The following is a 3,661-nucleotide window of genomic DNA, read 5'->3' on the forward strand; positions in this document are numbered from 1 at the left end:
ATATCGATATCGATCTTCAATCTCAAGCTCGTGCCGTCATTACCACGGCAGCGGCTGGTAAAATCTACGGGAGTAATGGCGCGATCGCCACTCAAAAAATCGTCCAGAATATCGGCGAACATGCCTGTCTAGAATGGTTGCCCCAAGAAACCATCATCTTTAATGGCGCGCTGTTTCAACAGCACTTACGGGTCAATCTCGCCGCGACAGCCAGTTGGCTGGGGTGGGAGATAAATCGGTTTGGACGCACCGCACGCGGCGAACGGTTTACCACTGGGATCTGGAAAGCAGCGACCGAAGTGTATCGTCAAGGAATGCCCATCTGGATCGATCGACAGGTATTATCTGGCGGTGAAACGATCGATGATGCTAATAGTCTAGCTGGCTATCCGATCGTCGGTACTCTAGCCTGGATTGGAGTCCGATCGCTAGACTCACCCGATCGCATGGTGAGTAAAGATCTAGTCGATGCTGCTCGATCTCTATTCGATGGCGATCCCCTAAAAATTGGTGTCACCCGTCTAACGGAGGGTTTATTATGTCGTTATCGCGGCGACTCTACCACCGAAGTCCGTCGCTGGTTCACCGCCGTCTGGCACCTCCTCCGCCATTCATATCTCCAAAGTCCCCCCATTCACCTGCGAGTGTGGCAATAATCTTAATTAGTTGGGAGTTAGGAGTTGGGAGTTCGTTGTAGAATCGAGCAAAACCCCCTACCCCCAATCCCCTACCCTCTATCCCCTAAAATGCAGCTATCCCCTCAAGAAAAAGACAAATTACTCATCTTCACCGCCGCTTTGGTTGCAGAACGTCGCAAGGCTAGGGGACTGAAACTCAACTATCCCGAAGCAATTGCTTATATCTCGGCGGCGATTTTAGAAGGGGCGCGGGATGGGCAAACTGTGGCGGAGCTGATGAACTACGGCAAAACCCTGTTGGCAAGGGAGGATGTGATGGAGGGGATTCCCGAGATGATTCATGATGTCCAAGTCGAGGCAACATTTCCCGATGGGACGAAACTCGTAACAGTTCACGATCCGATCTTGTAGTCCCCAAGAGCTATGGCCGGAGGGTACCCACGAGGGGCACCCCTACAGGTTAATTGTCGGGGTTGGGTAACCTCTTGACGCAAAATATCCCTCGACGGTAATGTAGGGTCGTCGAGGGATTGAGGTAGCCGATAAATTATAGGATACCCAAGCGAGTTAGACCGAGCACAGCACCCGCACCCACCACATGCCCGAACGAGGCACCACCAAGTACTTGACCCGCAGTAAAACCGCCAAACAGCGAGGGGCCAGCTTTTTTAGCGACACCAGCGATCAGAATACCCAGTACGGTAAAAGCGGTCATCACGATCGCGATTGTCGGCGACCAAGTTTGGCTCTTTGGCCCGATCGCCGCTAGCAAGAACATCGAATCTAACATGATTTACTCCCAAAATAAAATAACTATTAACAGCTCAAAGCCTGCGATTTAGATTAAGCGATCGCTTTTAGTCACTACCGATCGATAGAATGTATCGATCTTCGCAACAATATAAACCGAATAAATTTGTGCTCGATCAAATTATACCAATGTTGGTTAATCCTAGCACTAATCCCACACCAATAATATGTCCAAAACTCATCGCTGCGATCAGCTCGGAATAGCCGAAATCTCGAACTGAAGAGAGTCGATCGTCATGGCGATCGCCGCCAAATCGTTTGCGCAGCTTGGTTAAGCCAAAGGTAATGGCGATCGCTAACAAGTTACAAATAATCATCAACAATGCAGTCATCGATCGCCACGGTTCGGTATGTGGAATCGCTGCAATAATTAAGTTACTTAACAAAAATTTTGGCTCTCGATCGACAATTAACTAATATAGAAATTATTCATTGCTCGGCGATCTCCTTCCACAATTCGTTCTAATATTTAACAAATATTCGCATAGTTAGATACAATTAGATACATTTATCGCGAAGCGAGGCACTGATGCGGATTAAAATTTGTGGCATTATGACGATCGATCAAGGAATGGCGATCGCGCAGATGGGCGCAACGGATTTGGGGTTTATTTGCGTGCCCAACTCGCCGCGCTACCTAGATTTGACGCGATTGGTGGAACTAGTCGCCCAGCTCGGCAGTGTCGCCAATACAGTGGGCGTATTTGCCGATTTCTCGATCGCCACCATCGCCCATGTCGTCGGCCTCACGGAACTCAGTAGCGTCCAGCTCCACGGTACGGAGTCGATCGAGTTTTGCCAGGAATTACGCCAAGCTCTACCAGCACATACCGAGATCGTCAAAGCATGGCGCGTCCGTAGTAGTAGCGATCTCGAACTCATTCAAACTTATAGTCCCGTCGTCGATAGTTTGCTGCTCGATGCCTATCATCCCGACGCCCTCGGCGGTACGGGGCAAACTTTAGACTGGCAAGCTTTAGCCGCGTTTGCACCCCCAATTCCCTGGTTATTAGCTGGCGGATTGACACCCGATAATATCCAGACAGCATTGAGTCAACTGCATCCCGATGGCATCGATCTCTCCAGTGGGGTAGAAGTCTCGCCTGGTAGCAAAGATCTAGAGTTAGTCGATCGACTATTTGCCAACTTACGGAGTAGATTAGGCTAAAATAAAGAGCAAAGTACTCACAGTAACGATTTAGTGGAGCCGTCGCTAGGTCGAGACGCAGCCACTAGACAACTGCTATCTAAATTGGTTTGAGTCACAGCTAGGTTTTTAAGAGTCAAGAGGCGATTGCATGGATAGTAGCAAAATCATCAATGTCGATACTTCAGCCGATTTTGCTGATGTCAATCTCGATGCCGTGCGGACTGAAAGTCTGGCGACGATCGAGCGATTGCAACCTATACTCGCTGAAGAATTTCGCATCGATATCGGTGAAATTCAAGCCCAGCTCAGTAAATCTTTTCGCCATTTCCTCTTGGAAAAAGAACAGGAGCGGATGCCATTCTTACAACGGGTGATGACCGCTCATATTGAGAATATGGAAGACGAACGGGGCTTTCCGCCCCGCCATCCCGTACATTGGTTCAAGTCTAAATTAGAATTTAGTTCGACTGGAGTTTTAGAATTCGATTTCAAAAAAGATGCCGAACTATTTATCGAATCAGCTTTAAATCATATCGAAACCGAAATTAAAGAGCAGTTACTTACCAAGCAGCAAGCCACAATTAAGATCGTCGATCGCAGTATTCTCGCCTTGCGCCAAGACATTAGCGATCGCATCCAATCCTTAGCCAAAGCCAGAAAAATAATTAGCACTGAGTACGTCAATAGCTTTTTGCAAACAGAGCGATTGACGATTAAAGTTATCGATCGCTTCTATTTTGTCAGCGCGGGGGCGAGATTCAATCCCAAGCAAGAACTAATTTATAGTGAAGTTTGCGTGCGACCGACAGGGATGTTCGATCGAGCCAAAGATGGCGACAAACCCACTCAATTAAAATACGCGATTTCCTGCGATCGCTTACTTGATATCGTCAATGAGTCGATCGCTCGATCGGTCAACCAAATTCAACAACAAACCCAAGCAAATCTTATTGATGAATTATTGCCGATGATTGGTAAGTTTTTTCAGGATTTAGCAGTTTATTCTTTAGCGTGGAGCGGGGAGCGGGGAGCGGGGAGCGGGGAGCGGGGAGACTGGGAGCGG

Annotated in this window: 6 protein-coding genes; 4 read left to right on the forward strand and 2 right to left on the reverse strand. The window is 48.3% G+C overall.

Annotation, left to right across the window (positions count from 1 at the left end; translation table 11 throughout):
• Together RMO84_RS02560 and ureA are read left to right on the forward strand one after the other, a co-directional pair.
• On the forward strand, nucleotides 1-656 hold a 656-nt coding region (locus RMO84_RS02560; RefSeq protein WP_310486888.1), incomplete at its 5' end, for an urease accessory protein UreD.
• Nucleotides 657-746: 90 nt separating this feature from the next.
• Nucleotides 747-1,049 carry an urease subunit gamma gene (ureA, locus tag RMO84_RS02565; RefSeq protein WP_310486889.1) on the forward strand — a complete coding sequence of 101 codons (303 nt, stop codon included), beginning with the start codon at nucleotides 747-749 and terminating at the stop codon, nucleotides 1,047-1,049.
• Nucleotides 1,050-1,185: 136 nt separating this feature from the next.
• Here the strand turns inward: ureA and RMO84_RS02570 are convergent, their stop codons facing one another.
• Both RMO84_RS02570 and psaK read right to left on the reverse strand, forming a co-directional pair.
• Nucleotides 1,186-1,428 carry a photosystem I reaction center subunit PsaK gene (locus tag RMO84_RS02570; RefSeq protein WP_310486890.1) on the reverse strand — a complete coding sequence of 81 codons (243 nt, stop codon included), beginning with the start codon at nucleotides 1,426-1,428 and terminating at the stop codon, nucleotides 1,186-1,188.
• 136 nt (nucleotides 1,429-1,564) lie between these two features.
• Nucleotides 1,565-1,834: a photosystem I reaction center subunit PsaK gene (psaK, locus tag RMO84_RS02575; protein ID WP_310486891.1), complete on the reverse strand. Its 270-nt coding sequence runs from the start codon at nucleotides 1,832-1,834 to the stop codon at nucleotides 1,565-1,567.
• A gap of 143 nt (nucleotides 1,835-1,977) precedes the next feature.
• Here psaK and RMO84_RS02580 point away from each other — a divergent pair, with 143 nt between their 5' ends.
• Nucleotides 1,978-2,616 (forward strand): phosphoribosylanthranilate isomerase, encoded by a 639-nt coding sequence (locus tag RMO84_RS02580; RefSeq protein ID WP_310486892.1) that lies wholly within the window; start codon nucleotides 1,978-1,980, stop codon nucleotides 2,614-2,616.
• Nucleotides 2,617-2,746: 130 nt separating this feature from the next.
• On the forward strand, nucleotides 2,747-3,661 hold a 915-nt coding region (locus RMO84_RS02585), incomplete at its 3' end, for a hypothetical protein (RefSeq protein ID WP_310486893.1).

It is taken from the genome of Chamaesiphon sp. VAR_69_metabat_338, from assembly GCF_031423935.1.
Classification (GTDB): Bacteria; Cyanobacteriota; Cyanobacteriia; order Cyanobacteriales; family Chamaesiphonaceae; genus Chamaesiphon.